Source organism: Bacillus sp. FSL K6-3459, assembly GCF_038003305.1.
Classification (GTDB): Bacteria; Bacillota; Bacilli; order Bacillales; family Bacillaceae; genus Bacillus; species Bacillus pumilus_O.
The window spans coordinates 2,358,581-2,377,563 of sequence record NZ_JBBOOW010000001.1 but is presented as its reverse complement, the minus strand read 5'-3'; the positions used below and the strand labels follow the sequence as shown (position 1 = coordinate 2,377,563).

At 40.8% G+C, this 18,983-nt stretch carries 18 protein-coding genes and 2 pseudogenes; 17 read left to right on the top strand and 3 right to left on the bottom strand.

The features are described 5' to 3' along the window. Window positions 1–22 precede the first annotated feature (22 nt). Together MHI35_RS12085 and MHI35_RS12080 are read left to right on the top strand one after the other, a co-directional pair. Window positions 23–1,765 (top strand): peptidoglycan D,D-transpeptidase FtsI family protein, encoded by a 1,743-nt coding sequence (locus tag MHI35_RS12085; protein ID WP_144522183.1) that lies wholly within the window; start codon window positions 23–25, stop codon window positions 1,763–1,765. A gap of 67 nt (window positions 1,766–1,832) precedes the next feature. Further along, a complete protein-coding gene (locus MHI35_RS12080) occupies window positions 1,833–2,498 on the top strand; it encodes a YrrS family protein (protein ID WP_144522182.1) in 666 nt (221 codons plus the stop codon). 35 nt (window positions 2,499–2,533) lie between these two features. Here MHI35_RS12080 and MHI35_RS12075 read toward each other — a convergent pair whose 3' ends face one another. After that, the gene (locus MHI35_RS12075) at window positions 2,534–2,737 is read right to left on the bottom strand and encodes a YrzA family protein (protein WP_034620637.1); all 204 of its coding nucleotides are present in this window, start codon (window positions 2,735–2,737) and stop codon (window positions 2,534–2,536) included. A gap of 186 nt (window positions 2,738–2,923) precedes the next feature. Between MHI35_RS12075 and MHI35_RS12070 the strand changes: the two genes are divergently transcribed. The 7 genes from MHI35_RS12070 to MHI35_RS12040 all read left to right on the top strand — a co-directional run bounded on the left by MHI35_RS12070 (window position 2,924) and on the right by MHI35_RS12040 (window position 7,602). Continuing rightward, entirely contained in the window at window positions 2,924–3,565 is a 642-nt protein-coding gene (locus tag MHI35_RS12070; protein ID WP_211062971.1) for a class I SAM-dependent DNA methyltransferase, read from the top strand. A gap of 15 nt (window positions 3,566–3,580) precedes the next feature. Continuing rightward, window positions 3,581–4,276, top strand: coding sequence for a 5'-methylthioadenosine/S-adenosylhomocysteine nucleosidase (gene mtnN / locus MHI35_RS12065; RefSeq protein ID WP_335349015.1), 696 nt, complete (start codon window positions 3,581–3,583; stop codon window positions 4,274–4,276). 46 nt (window positions 4,277–4,322) lie between these two features. After that, window positions 4,323–5,246, top strand: coding sequence for a PLP-dependent cysteine synthase family protein (locus MHI35_RS12060; protein WP_335349016.1), 924 nt, complete (start codon window positions 4,323–4,325; stop codon window positions 5,244–5,246). Between the two features lies 1 nt (window position 5,247). Then, the gene (locus tag MHI35_RS12055) at window positions 5,248–6,396 is read left to right on the top strand and encodes a bifunctional cystathionine gamma-lyase/homocysteine desulfhydrase (RefSeq protein ID WP_144469262.1); all 1,149 of its coding nucleotides are present in this window, start codon (window positions 5,248–5,250) and stop codon (window positions 6,394–6,396) included. Between the two features lie 72 nt (window positions 6,397–6,468). Then, a complete protein-coding gene (locus tag MHI35_RS12050) occupies window positions 6,469–6,699 on the top strand; it encodes a YrhC family protein (protein ID WP_041815772.1) in 231 nt (76 codons plus the stop codon). 446 nt (window positions 6,700–7,145) lie between these two features. Next, window positions 7,146–7,280, top strand: a complete 135-nt coding sequence (locus MHI35_RS12045) for a YrzI family small protein (protein WP_012010698.1) — start codon at window positions 7,146–7,148, stop codon at window positions 7,278–7,280. Window positions 7,281–7,440: 160 nt separating this feature from the next. Then, the gene (locus MHI35_RS12040; protein ID WP_158511374.1) at window positions 7,441–7,602 is read left to right on the top strand and encodes a hypothetical protein; all 162 of its coding nucleotides are present in this window, start codon (window positions 7,441–7,443) and stop codon (window positions 7,600–7,602) included. 43 nt (window positions 7,603–7,645) lie between these two features. On the opposite strand, the pseudogene MHI35_RS12035 reads toward MHI35_RS12040, so the two are convergent. After that, window positions 7,646–7,729 (bottom strand): annotated as a pseudogene (locus MHI35_RS12035) (YjcZ family sporulation protein); the annotation flags it as partial. A gap of 308 nt (window positions 7,730–8,037) precedes the next feature. Between MHI35_RS12035 and MHI35_RS12030 the strand changes: the two are divergent. The 8 genes and pseudogenes from MHI35_RS12030 to MHI35_RS11995 all read left to right on the top strand — a co-directional run bounded on the left by MHI35_RS12030 (window position 8,038) and on the right by MHI35_RS11995 (window position 18,230). Beyond that, window positions 8,038–8,640 carry a class I SAM-dependent methyltransferase gene (locus MHI35_RS12030; protein WP_012010697.1) on the top strand — a complete coding sequence of 201 codons (603 nt, stop codon included), beginning with the start codon at window positions 8,038–8,040 and terminating at the stop codon, window positions 8,638–8,640. Window positions 8,641–9,058: 418 nt separating this feature from the next. Next, window positions 9,059–10,273 (top strand): formaldehyde dehydrogenase, glutathione-independent, encoded by a 1,215-nt coding sequence (gene fdhA / locus MHI35_RS12025; RefSeq protein WP_012010696.1) that lies wholly within the window; start codon window positions 9,059–9,061, stop codon window positions 10,271–10,273. A gap of 709 nt (window positions 10,274–10,982) precedes the next feature. Continuing rightward, window positions 10,983–11,546 carry a GNAT family N-acetyltransferase gene (locus MHI35_RS12020; RefSeq protein ID WP_335349017.1) on the top strand — a complete coding sequence of 188 codons (564 nt, stop codon included), beginning with the start codon at window positions 10,983–10,985 and terminating at the stop codon, window positions 11,544–11,546. Continuing rightward, entirely contained in the window at window positions 11,546–13,264 is a 1,719-nt protein-coding gene (locus MHI35_RS12015) for an ABC transporter ATP-binding protein (protein ID WP_335349018.1), read from the top strand. The genes MHI35_RS12020 and MHI35_RS12015 overlap by 1 nt, the downstream gene beginning before the upstream one ends. A 552-nt stretch (window positions 13,265–13,816) precedes the next feature. Then, window positions 13,817–14,566: an SDR family oxidoreductase gene (locus MHI35_RS12010; RefSeq protein ID WP_335349019.1), complete on the top strand. Its 750-nt coding sequence runs from the start codon at window positions 13,817–13,819 to the stop codon at window positions 14,564–14,566. A 372-nt stretch (window positions 14,567–14,938) separates the two neighbouring features. Continuing rightward, window positions 14,939–16,161, top strand: a pseudogene (locus MHI35_RS12005) (MFS transporter). A 71-nt stretch (window positions 16,162–16,232) separates the two neighbouring features. Continuing rightward, window positions 16,233–17,273, top strand: coding sequence for a 2,3-butanediol dehydrogenase (locus MHI35_RS12000; RefSeq protein WP_211062983.1), 1,041 nt, complete (start codon window positions 16,233–16,235; stop codon window positions 17,271–17,273). A gap of 126 nt (window positions 17,274–17,399) precedes the next feature. Beyond that, a complete protein-coding gene (locus tag MHI35_RS11995; RefSeq protein WP_211062984.1) occupies window positions 17,400–18,230 on the top strand; it encodes a manganese catalase family protein in 831 nt (276 codons plus the stop codon). Between the two features lie 36 nt (window positions 18,231–18,266). Here MHI35_RS11995 and MHI35_RS11990 read toward each other — a convergent pair whose 3' ends face one another. Beyond that, window positions 18,267–18,980: an amino acid ABC transporter permease gene (locus MHI35_RS11990; RefSeq protein WP_335349020.1), complete on the bottom strand. Its 714-nt coding sequence runs from the start codon at window positions 18,978–18,980 to the stop codon at window positions 18,267–18,269. Window positions 18,981–18,983 lie beyond the last annotated feature (3 nt).

Below are 18,983 nucleotides of genomic sequence, written 5' to 3'. Positions count from 1 at the left end.
ACAATAGGGACGAGGTGTTTTTATGCTAAAAAAACGTAGAATAGGGTGGACAGGTGCTATTATTTTTATGCTGCTGATCGGTCTTCTCATCAGACTGGCAGAAATTCAACTATTTTTCACAGAATCTTTTTCAAAGCTTGATATCAACTTAATACAAGAAAGTGTCAAACAGCGTACAGAAGAAGTGGTCATTTCAGATGGCCGCGGTGAATTTTTAGATCGAAACAGCGAGGCGCTTCTCACAAAAGAACAGCCTGCGGTGATCTTATTTCCTTTCTTGCAATACGATCTTCCTCATTTAAAACAAACTGCCTCTATTCTTGAGATGGATGAAGATGAACTCAAAAAACAGCTGACAGAAAACAAAAAACCTCTCATTCTCAAAGATGACATCACGAAAAAAAAGCTGAAAGATATTAATGATATGAAATATTCAGGTGTGTACGGCGTATATATGAAAGAGAAGGACAAAAAAAGACTTGCCCTCCACACATTAGGCTTTACGAGTGAGAATCCAGAATTGCTCAGAAAGCGTTATCCTGACAAAAAAGAGCTGTCCATCCGTACAGAAATCGGTACTTTTGGGCTGGAAAGTACCTTTGACGAATTTCTATTACCCGAGCAAGACACAAAATTGTTATATCATGTGGACGGAAGGGGAAACCCTTTGTTTGGGATGGACGTCAAATATACAGCAGAGGCTCATTCATTTTATCCTCTTCAAGTTCAAACAACAATTGATGAAAACATGCAAGCTGAAATGGAGAAGGTACTGAAAGAACAAGGCGTCGAAAAAGGCGGGGCCGTTCTGCTCGACATTGAAAGCAGCAGTGTGCTGGCAATGGCTAGTACGCCAAACATCACAAGCAAAAACCGGCATGAAGCAAGAAATTACATGCTGACTGCCATGGCACCAGGCTCTGTCTTTAAAACTGCTGTACTTGCCGCAGCAATCGAAAAAAACCTCGACCAGCCACAAACGATGTATGACTGTCGAAAGAATTTATATGGAGAGCCAGAAGGAACGCAGGAAGTGCTGAATCTGTCTGAGAGCTTTTCGCAGAGCTGTAATTATACCTTTGCAACACTTGCTGGCAAACTGATCCAAACTGATGATCAAATCATCGAAAAGACGGCTGCAAAGCTTGGACTCATAGATCGAGCTGGTTGGGAAGGGGATGTTTATCATAAGAAGCATTTCAAACAGTTTGATCGTGAAGAAACTGGCAATGTGTGGGGAGATAAAAGAGACAAGCATGTCAAAAAAGCCATTGCCCAAACCGCAATCGGGCAAAAAAATGTCAAAACGACTCCTTTACAAATGGCCAATATGATGGCTTCGATTGCAAGAGGCGGGGAACGAAAAGAAGTGAAAATCGCTGAAAAAGTGTTGTATCAAAACGGAACAACGATGTTAACCTTTCAAAACAAACGACCAGAAGGAGGCAGTATAGACCGCTATACAGCTCAAAAGCTGCAAAAGTACTTAAGGCAGGTGGTGACGTCTGACAAAGGAACAGGAAGAAGGTTTCAAGACCTTCCGTTCGATGTGGCGGGGAAATCAGGGACTGCCCAAACCGGTAGTAAAGATCAAAAGGGGAATCCGCTTTATCATAAGTGGTTTGCTGGATACTTTCCGGTGGAAAAACCAAAATACGCTCTAGTCGTTGTTCATCTTGATGAGGCAAGTGGACGGGCTAAGACAAATGATGCGTTTTATGATATTGTAAAAAAGGTCAACGAAATTGAAAAGAAACAGACATAGAACATCCCTTCATGTCATGTTAGAATAGTAACGACTTAGGGAACAGAGGCAAAGGAGTGCAGAGATTTTGAGTAGAAATTCTCGATTTGAACATCGTGATAAGCGCAGAAAGGCGAATATGGTGCTTAACATATTAATTGGTATCGTTGTGGTGCTTATTTTGGTTGTCGCAACGAGTTTATTAATTTTTAATAAACCGAAAGACACAGATGTAGCGGATCCACCTTCTAAAACGGCGCCTGCAACAAGTGAAAATAAACAAAAATCAGATGAAGATGTGAAAGATCAAAAGAAAGACACATCTGATGATTCAGATGCAAAAAAAGATGATTCATCTGATCAAGACGACGATAAGAAGAAATTAGATGATGAAAAAGAGCCTAATAAAGATGCGTTAAAAGATGCCAAAGAAACAGATGGTGGCAAAACGAGTGACGTTGACAAAACATACGAAAGCGATGACTGGGAGCCTGTAGGAACAGAGCAATCCGGTTCACATACAGCAACCTATGATTCTAATTCAAAAGACTGGAAAGAAATGATGAAAGCCATGTCCTATGCGACGGGAATTTCAGAAGATCAAATGACCGTTATTTGGTTAGGAAATAACGGAGGCCCTCAAGATGCAAAGGGAACCATCCGTGACAAATCAACAGGTGAACGCTACCGCGTGGAAATCACATGGGTAGATGAAAAAGGGTGGAAACCTGTAAAGGTTGAAAAATTAAAATAAACAAGAAAAAAAGATAGCAGTCATGCTATCTTTTTTTAGATATTCGCCTTAAAATGAACAACCGCTGTATACAAAATCCGGTCATCAATCACAGTCGTTTGATGACTGACAGAATGAACGGTCAGCAGAATGGCCTGATTATGTTCAATTTGTTTTTGGATCTTTTGTTCAAGTTCTTTTAAAGACGATGCTTCAAAGAATTCAATTTTATCCTTTAGAAAATCCAACTGAAAATCCATTTGATTCACCTCTCCATACTCTTCATTCATCTTAATCTCTCTCCTCTAAAAGAGCAAATCTTTTTCTACCCCTCCCAGTATTTTTTAGTAGGAAAGAAACTGAAGATGTGGTAGGATAGGAACTGTTCGACGGATTAAAACATACTATACGCATAGGAATAAATAGATAAAGTGGAGGGAAAGAAAATGGGACGTGAGTTTCTTTCTTTATTTGATCATTGGGCTGACTCTTATGACGACACGGTAAGTGGTCATGATGAGCAGTATGAAGAAGTATTTCGCCGGTATTCGGTGATTTTAAAAGAAATTGTTCACCGTGCAGGTCAACATGTTCTTGAATTTGGAAGCGGCACGGGGAATCTAACAGCGGCACTGCTCGCAGCTGATAAGAACGTATTTGGCGTTGAACCATCAGACGCCATGAAGAAAGCGGCTCTTCAAAAGGGAATGCCAGATGTGTTTCATGATGGGGATTTTTTATCATTTCCAGCACCGCCTTTTGAGCCGGATACAATTGTCAGTTCATATGCTTTCCACCATTTAACGGACGAAGAAAAAAAACAAGCCATTCACATCTATAGCAACATCCTTCATTCAGATGGTAAAATAGTCTTTGCTGATACAATGTTTCAAAATCAAGCAGCACATCAAGCTGAAATTAAGAAAGCGAAAGCGGCAGGGTTTGATCAGCTTGCTGAAGATTTAGAAACGGAATATTATCCATCCATCGATGTGCTAAAGCAAATCTTTGAAGAAGAAGGTTTTAGTACGTCCTTTGATCAAATGAATGATTTTGTTTGGATCGTAGAAGCGAAGAAAAGGGAATGAAAGGATGTTTTTGATTTGAAAATTGCTGTCATAGGTGCAATGGAAGAAGAAGTGACGATATTAAGAGATCAATTAAAGAATGCTACACAAGAAAACATCGCTGGGTGTGAATTCACAACGGGTGTTTATGAAGATAAAGAAGTGATTTTATTAAAATCAGGGATTGGAAAAGTGAATGCAGCGGTCAGCACAACACTTTTGCTTGACCGCTTTCAGCCAGATTATGTGATTAATACAGGATCAGCTGGCGGTTTCCACCAAACATTAAATGTAGGGGATATTGTGATCTCTACTGATGTTAGACATCATGATGTAGATGTCACGATCTTTAATTACGAATACGGACAAGTACCAGGGTTGCCAGCTGCTTTTGTTGCAGACGAAAAGCTTGTGAAGCTGGCAGAGGAATCGGCTTTAGAGATCGATCATATTCAAGTGGCAAAAGGAACGATTGCAACAGGAGATTCATTTATGAATGATCCGGATCGTGTAGCGTTTGTGAGAGAGAAGTTTCCAGAGCTATATGCGGTGGAAATGGAAGCCGCAGCTGTTGCACAAGTTTGCCAGCTCTTTGGAACGCCATTTGTTGTCGTTCGGGCGCTATCTGATATTGCAGGGAAAGAATCCAATGTTTCCTTTGATCAGTTTCTTGAGCAAGCAGCGATTCACTCAACTGACCTTGTCTTGCGTATGATAAAGCAAACTCAATAAAAGAAGGGGATTCCCCCTTCTTTTCCATACAAAGGAAGGGAATCATATGGCTGTCATAAAGGATATTACAGAATTAATTGGCCGCACACCGCTTTTAAAACTGTCAGGAATCGGCATCCCGGAAGGTGTAGAGGTATATGCAAAACTTGAAATGATGAATCCGGGTGGTAGTATTAAAGATCGTTTAGGTGATATGCTCATAAAAGAAGCATTGGCATCTGGCAAATTGCGCCCTGGCGGAACCATCATAGAAGCAACTGCTGGAAACACAGGCATTGGGCTTGCTCTCAGTGCAAGAAAACATCAATTGCGTACCATTTTTTGTGTACCAGAACATTTTAGTCAAGAAAAACAACAGCTCATGAAGGCGCTCGGTGCAGAGATTATTCATACACCAAGAAAAGAGGGCATGAAGGGTGCGATTGATCGAGCCCTTGAAATAGAGGCAAGCCTTGACAATGCCTATTGCGTTTTACAATTTAAAAACCAAGTAAATCCATTGACTTACTATAAAACACTCGGCCCAGAATTATGGTCCGATTTGCAAGGAAACATCGATGTATTCGTGGCAGGAGCGGGATCTGGCGGAACTTTTCAAGGGTGTGCTACCTATTTAAAAGAGCAGCATCCGGCGCTAAAAACAGTTGTTGTCGAACCTGAAGGATCGATTTTAAATGGAGGAGATCCAGGTCCGCACAGAACGGAAGGAATCGGCCTTGAATTTATCCCAGATTATATGGAATCTGCTTTATTCGATGAGATATATACCGTCAGTGATGATGATGCTTTCCACATGGTGAAAGAAGCTGCTGAAAAAGAAGGCGTTCTCATCGGGAGTTCTTCGGGTGCAGCGTTATTTGTCGCTTTAGAAGAAGCAAAGAAGGCCGCACCTGGGACAGTCATCGTCACCATTTTTCCTGACAGCAGTGAACGCTATTTAAGTAAAGGCATTTATGAGGGAGGAAAATAAAATGAAACGAAAAACAATGATGATACACAGCGGAACAACTGGTGATGAAAAAACGGGCGCTGTGTCTGTACCTATATACCAAGTGAGCACCTATAAGCAGCCGAAAGCAGGCGAACATACAGGATATGAATATTCAAGAACAGCGAACCCAACAAGAACGGCATTAGAAACCGTCATTCGTGACCTTGAAGGAGGAGCAAATGGCTATGCATTTGGTTCAGGAATGGCTGCCATTACGGCAGTGATGATGCTGTTTAACAGTGGAGATCATATTGTCCTGACAGATGACGTATACGGCGGAACGTACCGCGTCATCACAAAGGTACTCAATCGTATTGGCATTCAAGCGACCTTTGTTGACACAAGTGATCCTGAAGCAGTAAAAAAGGCGATTTTACCTGAAACAAAAGCGGTTTACATTGAATCACCAACCAATCCTTTACTCAAAATGACTGACCTCAAAGCAGTCGGCCAATTGACAAAAGAAGCTAACATCTTAATGATTGTTGATAATACATTTTTCACACCTTATTTCCAAAGACCGATTGAATATGGAGCGGACATTGTTCTGCATAGTGCCACTAAATATTTAGGCGGTCACAGTGATGTCGTAGGTGGGCTTGTTGTAACAGCCACGGAAGAGCTTGGAGAAGAACTGCATTTTGTTCAAAATTCTACAGGTGGAATTCTTGGACCGCAGGATTCATGGCTTCTCATGAGAGGAATTAAAACACTTGGACTAAGAATGGAAGCACATCAGCAAAATGCACAGAAAATCGCTGAGTTTTTAGAACAACATCCAGCAGTCACACGTGTTTATTACCCAGGTCTTGATGCTCATCCCGGACATGAACTTGCAAAAACGCAAGCATCAGGCTACGGTGGCATGATCTCTTTTGATATTGGAAAAGAAGAACATGTCGATGTGTTTTTAAGTCAGCTTAAGCTGTTTACGATCGCAGAAAGCCTTGGAGCGGTTGAAAGCTTAATTTCTGTTCCTGCTCGAATGACTCATGCGTCCATTCCAAAAGACCGTCGCGAGGAGCTTGGCATCACTGATGGGTTAATTCGTATATCTGTCGGGATTGAAGATGTGGATGATTTACTGAATGATATGAAGCAGGGACTAAACGCACTAGTGAATGGATAGATTTACATGCCACTACCTTTCTTTTACTATGTTAAGCTATCAATAGACATGTGAAACAGGAAGGTGATTCAAGTGAAGAAAAAGTGGAGTGGTTTAGTGACAGATTACAAGCAGTACGCTTTTATTTTGCTTGCTGTCAGCACCTTTTTATATATTGGTACGATCATACCAAACCAACACATCGAAGCATCTCCAAAAATGCTGATGATGGGAATTGATTGTGTTTTCTTATTAGCAGCTTTTCTTTGTGTGAGACGCGCGATCTTTTTTCAAAAGAAACTGCAAGAACTAGATGAAGATTAATTCGAAAAGTCTCCTCATAACCGTGAGGGGGCTTTTTTGATTGCATTGGACAATTGGACAAGAATTGCTGTAGAAATTTAGTCAAACACACAAAAATCATCTATTTTACTAAAAATAGGTTTACAAAATGGTGCTTGCTGGATATACTAACAAAGTAATTAAAAACGTAAAGGAGGCTGAAGAATATGTTATTCGTATCTACTTGTGAACAATTCAACCACAATTTCATCATGTCATCAGCCTGTGGAAGAGCTCGTGTCCTTCCTTTACCTTATACGGTGCACACGCTTCAAAACTGTTAAAGTAAACGAGGATTTTACGTATCATCCATTGCAGGTTGGAAGACACTGTCTTTTGATCTGCATTTTTGTGTGCCCACAGGTCAACTGACAAAGAAGATCTGCGGGCTATTTCGCGTGCTGCGAACTGAAGGGAGGTGAGCGTATATGACAATCCATTTATTTTTTATCACATTAACGATCCGACGAAAATACAAAGACATTGAAACGGTTCTTTATGAACAACAAGTCGAAACATTTTATGAAGAAATGAAGCAGAAACAACTAAAGTATATGAACTAAAACACGAAAAGAAAAATTGAAAAAGGAGGAGATTGACATGTTTATGATGCTTGCAATGCTTGATTGTTATACGATGGAGAAGGACCAGGTTTAGACACGCTCCACATTGATCATCTGCACATATGATATCCATAAAAGGAGATTGTGAGGTGATCAACGAATGTCGATGTCACCATATATGAGGTTTCCGTCAGTGGGGCACGGATATACATCCATTCCGCATTCCTTAAAGCATGGATACGGTAATCCGTACCGAATGCAACGAGAGCAAGAGGAAATGCTCAGACAATATATGTATCAGTACCGACCTTATTGGTATTAAAGAAAAGGAGCAGGAAACGTTATCGTTTCCTGCTCCTTTTACATTAGCAAATCCAGCTTGCACCGATGATGATCAACAAAATGAACAGTACAACAAGCAATGCGAATCCGCCCGCAAAACCGCCACCGTAACCACCGCAGCCTCCAGCATAACCTCCACCAAAGCCCATAATCTAGCACCACCTTTATCTAATCAAGATACATTCATAAAATATGCAGCTCATGCAGAAAACGAAATCAATCTGAGCACAATTAATGAAAACGCCTATTCAGATTAAAATTTTTTAAAGTTCTGCGAAACATTTTCTGAAAAGATGCCGTCTAATCAATAACAAATAATTAGGACTAGGTCTTAAAGTTTGTTAGGTAGAGCCGATATGAATAGTAAGAAAATTCGTAAATAGTTTTATTTACTGGTGCAAAGCAGGTGTTAACATTGATTCAAAGCTGGATTGGAAAACAAATGAGGGAACCAAAAGGCTTGTTCTCAAAATGGGTTGCCCGCTATATGGAAAAAAATCATCATAATATCAATGAATGGACGATTCAACTCTTAAATATACAAGAAAATGATCGGATTTTAGAAATCGGTACTGGAAGAGGCATGACGTTATCAAAAGTAGCAGAGAAACTTGATCGTGGTAAAGTATATGGAGTCGATGCCTCTCGTCATATGATCAAATATGCAAAAAGAAAACATAAAAAGCTTGTGGAACAGGATAAAGCCGTCGTGACTCTTGGTAAAGCCGAGCATTTACCTTTTGAAGACAGATCATTCAATAAATTATTTACGGTGCAGACCATTTATTACTTGAAGGATATTGAGCAAGTCATGAAGGAAGTGTACCGCGTTCTTCAAGTGGATGGAGAGGTATACTTATCTTTCCAACAGCAGGAACTGATGAAGGAACAAAAGCGGTCACAATCTTTTTCATCGTATAGTGAACAAGAGATTAGCCGCCTATTTTCAGCGTATCACTTTAGAGAAGTTTCGGTTTATCACTATGATACATACATCTGTATCAAAGCGTTAAAATGATGAAAATATTTCCCAGGTAATGAACAAGCATTCAAAAGAGGCTCTTCGTGAGAGGAGCTTCTTTGCGTGTCATTGAATCATGTTTGAACGAATTAAAAAAAGTCTCTTCATCAGAAGAGACTTTTGCATGTCATATAGGCGCCAGCCAGGTGTGTAAGGAATGATAGTATATATAAGGAATTTGTTTGTCGATTAAGGATACCTGTCTGGCTTATTTCTTATATCGACACCGTTCTTCAAAAGTTTAGCTTTTTTTTCAATATTTTCTTTTTTATTTGACTAGAAGATACATTTTTCTCTCCGTCATAGACATTTTTCGCTTTTTTTATCAATTGTGTCATTTGAAGCAGGGAATTGCTTCAGAAGTAGAGAAAATTGTAGAGACTTCATTTTTAAACAAAAAGGGAGGAATGAAAACATGTCGGGAAACAAAGGTGTCGTTTATAAAGGAGCAGGAAATGTAGCAGTTGAGGATATTGGATACCCTGATTTGATTTTAAGAGATGGTCCGGGTGTACCGAAAGCCAATGTGGGGCGCAAATGTGAGCATGGCGTCATTTTAAAAGTAGTGACGACGAATATTTGCGGAAGTGACCAGCACATGGTGAGAGGTCGTACGACTGCGCCGGCAGGACTCGTCCTTGGTCATGAAATTACAGGTGAAGTCGTTGAGGTAGGACGAGATGTGGAGTTTATTCAAAAAGGAGACCTTGTGTCTGTTCCATTTAATATTGCTTGCGGACGATGCGTCATGTGTAAGGAACAAAAAACCCATGTGTGCTTAAATGTAAACCCGGACCGTCCAGGCTCTGCCTATGGATATGTCGATATGGGTGGATGGGTTGGCGGCCAATCCGAGTACGTCATGGTGCCATATGCAGATTTCCAGTTGCTGAAATTCCCAGACAAAGATCAAGCGATGGAAAAAATACTTGATCTGACGATGCTTTCTGATATTTTCCCGACAGGTTTTCACGGTGCGTATACGGCTGGAGTAAAACCTGGTTCAACCGTATATATTGCCGGTGCAGGGCCAGTAGGCCTTGCCGCAGCGCATTCCGCTCAGCTCCTTGGCGCTTCTACAGTCATTGTAGGAGATTTGAATGAACAAAGGCTGGAGCAGGCCAGAAGCTTTGGCTGTGAGACGATCAATTTACGAAAACATGATCGAATCGGCGAACAAATCACCAACATCTTAGGAGAGCCAGAAGTAGACTGTGCCGTCGATTGTGTTGGCTTTGAAGCTTCAGGTCATGGAGATCAAGGAGAAGCACCTGCAACCGTTTTAAATACAATTATGGATATTACCAAAGTTGGCGGTAAACTCGGAATCCCGGGACTTTACGTCACAGAAGATCCTGGTGCAGTGGATGCTGATGCAAAAGTTGGATCACTGAAAGTGCGAATTGGACTCGGCTGGGCAAAAGCCCATACCTTTGTGACAGGTCAAACCCCTGTCATGCAATATCACCGCAGTCTAATGAAATCTATTTTAAGCGGACGAGCACAAATCGCCAAAGCAGTGAATGCAACCGTCATTAATCTTGATCAAGCCCCTCAAGGATACAGTGACTTTGATTCAGGTGTAGCGAAGAAATTTGTCATTGACCCGCATGGGATGATTTCTCGATAAATTTTTAACATGAAAGGAGCCGCTCCATAAATGGGTCGGCTCTTTACTGTGGAATCACATAGAATATACAATGCATGTCAACGAAAGAGATGCATCTTCATAAGGTCCTTGATGATAAATCATCGCATAAAGTTCTTTCATTGATATCGACCAATCCATTTTCTCGTCGCTATACACAACAGGTTCAGATGATAATTGCTTTATCAGATTGAACTGATCAAATATGTAGTAGCGCTAATCGTTTTCAACAGGTAAGCAATGTATCTTTATTGATTTCAAGAAATTTGGCAAATTTCCCTATGGTAGATGTTTTTCAAATATATTTTTCATTTCTTTCTTTACTATAGAGTTACTCCATACCTTACACTATTTCTTGTGAACTTAACACGACATAAATGAGACAAGTAATCGTTATGTGTTGAACGTACTAAGGTTGAGTCAGGGGGTATATTGATTAATTAATTGAAAACTACGGGTGCACAGCTGTTTTTAAAGTGTCACTTAAAGGCAAGCTTGTTCGTTATGACATAGGAAAAAGAATCGATCGACCACTACGAACTTGGCTAGGTAAATGGTTGGATTTCTCACTGAAATGGAGAATAAGGTGGAAGGTTGGATTCGAGAATACGGAGCCTAGGCCATAATAGTCAGCTATTTTTAACAGTCGGTCGAATATTTTAATCAGTTTAAAAGAAAGGATTTTTTAGAAATGACAAAACTAAATGAACAAATTACATTAGCACCTGTACCGCAGGACGAGCTAGCAACATTTAAGACAGAATTACAAGAGGCATTTATGAAAGGGTTACAAGATCGTTTTACAGATGCGGAAGATCCGACACAAATGGGACCAATCCCGTCTGAGGAAGATTTCGATCATTCACTTACTGCCAAAGAATCGGTCGTACGTCAACTTGTACTAAACGCCGAAAGAATTGGTGGGGTCGTATTGAAAATGAATAACGAAACCCAGCGAAACGAAGTGGACTTCCTGTATACAAGGGCAAATGCACATGGCAAAGGTCTTGGCACTAAAATGTGGGAAGCGATAGAAGCAGCGTTCCCAGAGACGAAGGTTTGGGTGCTGCACACACCATATTTTGAAAAGCGTAATATTCATTTTTACGTTAATAAATGTGGCTTTAAAATTGTCGAGTTTTATCACCAAGGCAACCCAGGACCGAATGTTGAAGGCGAAGAGCCGAAATCGGATGAAGAGTACGAGTTTTTCCGTTTTGAAAAGGTCATGGCGAAAGTGAGCAGTGAATCATAATGAAAGGGAAAATCTCACAGCTTTGGATTTTGATGAATCGCAGTCAAATGGCGAATGGTCAACTAGTTCTTTTATTTTTTATCAGTATCGTAGAGGTGGCAGCTGGACTTGCTGTGCCACTACTCACAATGAAGCTTATTAATCAAATTTCAGATACTGGTTTTGCATTAACGTCACTCTTACCAGTCATTGGCGTTTTAATTGTACAGGCGATGCTTAGTGCCGTTACATTTTATATGATGCGTCGTTTAGGTGAAGGAGTTGTCGCGAATTTACGAACAGAAATATGGGAGCATATGCTGCATTTACGATTAACATATTACGATGCACATGAATCTGGCGAAACGATGAGTCGAATTACGCAGGATACAAACGTCGTAAAGGAGTTTGTAACAGAAAAGCTCGTGTCGTTTATATCGGGGCTTTTCGCGATACTCGGTGCAATCGTTGTTTTACTATGGATTGACTGGAAAATGACGCTACTGCTACTGATCGCCGTACCACTAACCATTTTTGTGACGTATCCGTTAGGAGAAAAAATGTACGCGATTTCGAAAGCCAATCAAGATGAGTTGGCAGGATTTGGCGGACGATTAGGGAGGATTTTAACAAACATTCGCCTTGTGAAAGCTTCGCAAACAGAGCAGCAAGAGCTAGCAGGCGGAAAAAAGCAAATTCAGCAGCTGTACAAGTACGGATTAAAAGAAGCAAAAATTGTTGCGATTCTTTCACCACTTATGACGTTGCTCATGATGGTTGTGATCATTGCGATTTTTGGGTACGGCGGTTCACAGGTTGCTTCAGGTGCCATTAGTTCTGGCGAGCTTGTGGCAATCATGATTTATTTAGTACAAATTATTATGCCATTTACACAAATGGCGACATTCTTTACTGATTTACAAAAAACACTGGGCGCAACAGAGCGTATTGTCGAGGCCTTAGATGAGAAGCGTGAAGTACAAGACGGTGAACCGGTAACTGCTACGTCACAGCCGATTCATTTTGAACATGTGTCGTTTAAGTACAACGAAAAATACGTGTTAAAAGATATGACGTTTACGTTAAAGCCAAATGAAACAACGGCCTTTGTCAGCCGGAGTGGTGGCGGGAAAACGACGATGTTTTCCCTTATTGAACGATTCTATGACGTGACATCAGGTGCGATACTGTATGGCAAAGAAAACATTGAGCAATTTAACTTAATAGAGTGGCGTGAGCTGTTTGGCTATGTAAGTCAAAATGCACCGTTATTAAATGGAACGATTCGTGACAACGTCATGTACGGGACGAATGGAGCAAGTGAACAAGAGGTACTTGCCGCATTAAAAGCAGCCTATGCCTATGATTTTGTCATGCAGCAGGACAAACGCCTCGATACAGAGGTTGGTGAAGGAGGTATTAAGCTTTCGGGTGGTCAAAAACAGCGTATTGCGATTGCTCGTGCGATTTTACGAAATCCGAGAATCTTATTACTCGATGAGGCGACATCGAACTTAGATAACGAATCAGAGCGTGAAGTGCAGCTTGCTCTTCAAGCGTTAACGAAAAACCGGATGACAATCATCATCGCCCATCGATTATCCACGATTACAAGTGCAGACCAAATCCTTGTCTTTGAAGAAGGACGCTTGTCAGGTCGAGGCACACATGAAGCATTACAAAAAACACATCCGTATTATCAACAGCTCTGGCATAATGGTCGTTTAACTGAAGATTAGAGGAAGAGATACAAAAATGTTTCTAGTCAGTTACTTTCGTATATTCTTTGAAAGTAAAGACGTTAAAAGAATAATGAAATGGAAGTGGGACAGAAACACAATCTTACTTCCTAAATCTTAATAATTTTACATATGCAATTAGCCTCTAATAACAACAAAACGAACTATATTTGTTTTATTAGCTAAATTCCTCTTGTTTCAACCTCTACTTGCAGAAAAAGCGCTCAAACAAGACAATAGTCAAATTTTAATTCACTTGCTTTTACCATTATGTTTATGTGTTTGCGATCTCTCAAGCTCGGCGTCCTCTATTCATCTGAAATATAAAAATTATACATGGCAAAGAGTGCTCTCTAGTCCCATCCGTAAAATATCTGTATGAATGATTGGATCACTCGTCAGTATTTTCTCAAGGCATGATGATGAAAGAAATTGAAACGGTTCAAATCAATATTTCATATTAACCATTTAAAAAGATATAATCCTCTGTTAAATCCACAAAATAAGAGTGGTATGATGACAACATCTGATGGAGAAAGGGTTGGATAAACGATGAACTTTCACAATAAAACAGTCGTCATCACAGGCGCATCCAATGGAATTGGTGAAATGATCGCTTGGGGCTATGCAAAAGAAGGAGCGCGAGTGGTGCTTGCAGATATAGATGAAGAGAAGGGGAAGCGCTTGGAGGAAGAGCTAAAAAAAGAATCGTTAGAAGCTTATTTTAAGAAAACAGATGTGACGCAAGAAACGGATATTCAACACTTAATGTCGTTTGCGGCAGAGCGCTGTAAAACAATTGATATTCTCATTAATAATGCTGGTGTCATGTGTACCGTATCGCCTTATGAATTAACGGTCGATGAGTGGGATCGTGTGTTACAAACGAACCTAAGAGGAACTTTTTTATGTGCAAGAGAAGCAGCACGTTATATAAAAGAAAATCCAAAAGGCGGTTCTATTGTGAACATTTCATCTACCCGCGCGACCATGTCAGAGCCGAATACAGAAGCATATGCTGCATCAAAAGGCGGAATATCTGCGCTGACTCATGCCTTAGCGACTTCTTTTAGTCCGGATCATATCACAGTAAATAGCATTTCACCTGGATGGATTGAAACGAAGGATGAGAAGAATCTTCGAGAGATCGACCATCAGCAGCATCTTTCCAATCGAGTTGGCACGCCAAAGGATATTGTGAAGGCTTGCTTTTATTTAACCGATGAGGACAATCAATTTGTGACTGGCACAGATTTAGTCGTTGATGGTGGCATGACCAGAAAAATGATCTATGCTGATTAGCTTTAAAAAAACGTTGACGCTTTGATCAAGGCGCAGTACAATATGTAACAATTCAGCTGAAGATCGTGATGAAATAAAGACATAGCGCTAATAGAGAAGAGTACATCATGAACCGTCCCGCACAGAGAACTCCGTGAAGCTGAGAAGGAGCCGGGCAGCATGATGGAACCAAGCCTCTTAGCTCTGCACCGGATTCCTTCGGATGGTGGTGCGGCGACATTCTCCCGTTACAGAGATGGGTTCATGATGACCTGCTAAGGTTCATTTGGCAACAGATGAATAAACTGAGGTGGCAACGCGGAGTAAATCCCGTCCTCAAGACAGAAATGTCTTGGGGGCGGGATTTTTTTATGACAAATAGGGGGGAAAGCGATGAAAAAACATTGGCGGGATATGAGTTTGCTACTTGGAGCCATCGGAATTGCGAACATAGGAGAATGGATTTATATGATTGCGCTCCATCTACTCATTTTTCAAGAAACGGGCTCTGTGCTTGCTGTAACGGCTGTCTATATGATGAGACCAGTTGCTTCACTTTTGACAAACAGCTGGTCTGGCAGTTTGATTGACAGGCTGAATCAACGGAAAGTGATGATCAGCTTAGATATCAGCCGGGCAATCTTGATCGGATGTATACCCTTTGCATTATTTTCAGGGTATCTTCTTACCTTGTATGTAATCGTATTTCTTATTCAAATGGCACAAGCGATGTTTCATCCGGCTTCGATGGTCTATATGACGGGATTGATCCCAGCGGATAATCGAAAAAGATTTAATGCCCTTCGTTCATTATTACAATCGGGTGGGTTTTTACTTGGTCCCGCTGTAGCAGGTCTGCTTTTTTTAATCGGAACTCCTGTTTTTTCAATTTATACCAATGCAATTTGCCTATTGGTATCTGCTCTGTTCACGACGTGTTTACCGAATTTGCTCAAACAAGATGCTAACCAAAAGGGTTTTACCCTTTCAATGTTAAAAGAGGATGCGAAGCTTGTTCTTCGGTTTAGTTTGACATCACGCCAGATTATGGTGGTGTATTTGTTATTTAGTGCCGCTATCACGGTACTTCCTACTGCGATTGATTCTCTTGAAACAGCCTTTGCAAAAGAAGTGTTGCTGCTCACTGATACACAATATGGTCTTCTTGTTAGTATAGCTGGGGCAGGTATTATCGCAGGCGCAGGTCTTAATTCGGTGATTGTGGAAAGTCTGCCTGTTTCGATCATGCTCGGGGTTGGTAGTTTGTTTGTGGCATGTGGCTATCTCATTTATGCTTTTTCCAGCACATTGTTTGCAGCCGCTGTTGGATTTTTTATATTAGCATTCTTTTTAGCTTTTGCGAACACGGGTTTTATGACTTTCTATCAAACGAAAATATCCCGGTAGAGGTGATGGGGCGGGTAGCGAGTTTTTACGCTTTGGTGGAAGCCATTCTGACGATCATGATGACAGGGTTCTCTGGTGGACTTGCACATGTTTTATCAATCAGAACCTCCGTTGTCATCGGTAGTCTATGTATGCTTCTTATCTGTTTATTGCTATGTTTTGTCATCTTTCGTCCATTGACTGGCAAAAAGATAGTGCATCCTACTTAGAAAATTAAAAAAATTATGTTATAATTATTTAAGTAAGTTAAATGAAATTGATGAGAAAAGGAGTCTTACACATGAAAGCACTACGCTGGCACGATCAAAAGGACATTCGACTAGAGGAAATTGATGAACCAAAAGTTGCTCCAGGAAAAGTGAAACTTAAAGTAAAATGGTGCGGCATTTGTGGTAGTGATTTACATGAATATCTAGGAGGACCTATCTTCATTCCAGTGAATGAACCTCATCCACTGACAAAAGAAAAAGCCCCTATTACACTGGGACATGAATTTTCTGGTGAGGTTGTTGAAGTAGGCGAAGACGTCAGCAATTACAAAGTAGGCGACCGAGTGGTTGTTGAGCCTATTTTTGCGACTCACGGACATCAAGGTGCTTACAACTTAGATGAAAACATGGGCTTTTTAGGACTTGCCGGAGGCGGCGGTGGATTCTCTGAATATGTATCTGTTGATGAAGAATTACTTCATTTATTACCAGACGAAATTTCATATGAGCAAGGGGCACTTGTAGAGCCTTCAGCAGTTGCTTTATATGCGGTTCGTTCTAGTAAAGTACAAGCTGGCGATACAGCGGCTGTGTTTGGCTGTGGACCAATTGGCTTACTTGTTATTGAAGCATTAAAAGCAGCTGGTGCTACTGATATTTACGCAGTAGAATTATCTAAAGAACGCCAAGAAAAAGCGAAAGAGCTTGGAGCGATCATTGTTGATCCTTCTCAATATGAAGATGTTGTTCAAGAAATTGCACGTCGTACAAACGGTGGCGTCGATGTTTCTTTTGAAGTGACAGGTGTACCTGTTGTATTGAAACAAGCAATCCAATCAACTAGAATTTCAGGTGAAACAATCATTGTGAGTATTTGGGAAAAAGGCGCAGAAATTATGCCGAATGACATTGTCATTAAAGAACGTACAGTCAAAGGAATCATCGGCTACAGAGACGTATTCCCATCTGTATTAAACTTAATGAGAAAAGGCTATTTCTCTGCAGATACGCTCGTCACAAAGAAAATCAAGTTGGACGATGTAATCGAAGATGGTTTCCATGCATTAATCAATGAAAAAGATCAAGTGAAAATTTTAGTTAGTGCTGAATAAGTAGGATGACAAAGGGAATGGCAGAGGCCATTCCCTTTTTTTATGCACATAATTGCTTCTTCTCATAAAGAGGCATGCGGTTGAATAGTGATAAATGAAAGATGTTTTCATAAAGGAGATGACATCATGTTTTATCACATCAAAGAATTGCAATATGAAGCAAAACCCTCAAAGCCTGATCCACTTTATGCGAAGAAGCTACAAGAAGTATTAGGCGGACAGTATGGAGAAATTAGCGTCATGATGCAATATTTATTTCAAGGCTTTAATTGCCGAGCGGATCAAAAATATAAGGATTTATTATTTGACGTGGGAACAGAGGAAATTGGTCATGTCGAAATGCTGGCAACGATGATCGCACGTTTACTAGATAAAGCACCAGTTAAAGAACAAGAACAGGCATACGAAAGTGATCCAGCACTTGCAGCTGTTATGGGCGGTATGAATCCTCAGCATGCAATTGTTGCCGGTTTAGGAGCTATGGCAGCGGATAGCCAAGGATATCCGTGGAATGCTAAGTATATCATTGCAAGCGGAAATTTAATGGCTGATTTTAGAGCCAATTTAAATGCAGAATCACAAGGGAGACTTCAGGTCACAAGGCTTTACGAAATGACCGATGATCGCGGCGTTAAGGATATGCTCTCTTTCCTTATTGCTCGTGATACATATCATCAAAATATGTGGATTGCGGCGATTAAAGAATTAGAAGAACGAGAAGGAGATGTTGTCGTTCCAACCACCTTCCCGCGCTCACTAGAAAAACAGCAAGTGTCCTATGATCTGTTTAATTTCTCAAGAGGGGAAGCAAGTAAGGAAGGCAGATGGGCACAGGGCCGAAGCATGGATGGAAAAGGGGAGTTTAGATATATTTCTGCACCCGTCGTGTTTGGTTCTGCACCAAAACTAAAACCCGCACCAAAGGAACTGTTTAACACACCGAAAAAAGGCGAATAAAAAAAGTCGATCAGGATTTGAGCCTGATCGGCTTTTTTAACGTCCGAGAGATCTTCCATATACGCTGACACGTTTTTCTAACAAGGCAAAAGCGAGTTCAAAGAAAATGCTCAGCAGCCAATAGATCAAAGCAGAGACGAGATACGTTTCTAAAAATTGATAGCCGTCGTTCGCAATGATTCGGGAAATCCCCATGATTTCAAGTACTCCAATCGTAAACGAAAGAGAGGTAGCTTTTAATAGCTGAATGAGCTGATTGCCTAAGTTCGGCAAGGCGACAACAAATGCTTGAGGCAAAATAATGCGCGTCATCGCTTGGCGTGTCGTCATCCCCACAATTTTTGCTGCTTCAAGCTGTCCTTTGTCTACCGCAAGAAGTGCACTCCGAACAACCTCTGTTAAATGGGCAGCTGAATGGAGGCTGAATGTCATAAGAGCAACAGCTAATGGGGAGACCATATCTGGATGAAAGGTCAGCCCGAATGTATCGCTCACTTTGGTTAGAACAAAAGGAAGTCCATAAAAGAAAGCGAACAACTGAACAATCAGAGGCGTTCCTCTAAAAAAGGAGACATAGAGCGTCACAAGCTGTCTGAGTACAGGAATGCGAAAGAGACGAATGAAAGCAAAAACAGATCCAATTATTAGGCTTACAGCCATGGAAACGAGTGCAATCAATAAGGTAAAAGGAACGCCTTTTAAAATATGAGGTACTTGGTCAATCGCAAATTGAATATCAATCGTTTGCATCAA